Annotated in this window: 1 tRNA gene; it reads left to right on the forward strand. The window is 37.9% G+C overall.

Features of this window, described 5'->3' with window-relative positions:
• Positions 1-125: 125 nt before the first annotated feature.
• Positions 126-201 (forward strand) — tRNA-Ala (locus tag IQO02_RS19990).
• Positions 202-688 lie beyond the last annotated feature (487 nt).

The following is a 688-nucleotide window of genomic DNA, read 5'->3' on the forward strand; positions in this document are numbered from 1 at the left end:
CGTAACAAGGTAGCCCTAGGGGAACCTGGGGCTGGATCACCTCCTTATACGAAGATACTTACGATGAGTGTCCACACAGATTGATTAGGTTTAGAAAGTTTAAGAGTAGAAATACTTTTCCAGATGGGGCTATAGCTCAGCTGGGAGAGCGCCTCGCTGGCAGCGAGGAGGTCTGCGGTTCGATCCCGCATAGCTCCACCATCTTTAAGTGTTTTTCTTTGAAAATATTTAAAAATGGTTTTGAAAGTTTAATACTTTTAAAACTCTTGCTCTTTAACAATTTGGAAAGCTGACTGATTAGCTTAATTATTTTTACTTTTTTAAAAGTAAAACAAAACGGCCAAGGCTGTGATTAAGTTAATCAAATTTAAAAGTTCTCAACGTTTATCTGCTCTTATTTAATAAGAACGGTATAAACACAACAAACACATTCAAGTGTCTTGTATTCGAATGATCAGAAATGATTGTTCATTTTTTGATTCCACTTTTTATTAAAAAGTGGAAACAAAAAGTAAATTGAGTCCGGCAAACAGTTATCAAGAATTAACCCTTCTTGATGACAACCAAAAACCTTGGTTAGTTGCCATACGCTAAGACCCTTTCGGGTTGTATGGTTAAGTGACTAAGCGTACACGGTGGATGCCTTGGCAGTCAGAGGCGATGAAAGGCGTAATAACTTGCGATAAGC

Source organism: Vibrio sp. OPT24 (genome assembly GCF_015163545.1).
GTDB classification, from domain to species: domain Bacteria; phylum Pseudomonadota; class Gammaproteobacteria; order Enterobacterales; family Vibrionaceae; genus Vibrio; species Vibrio cyclitrophicus.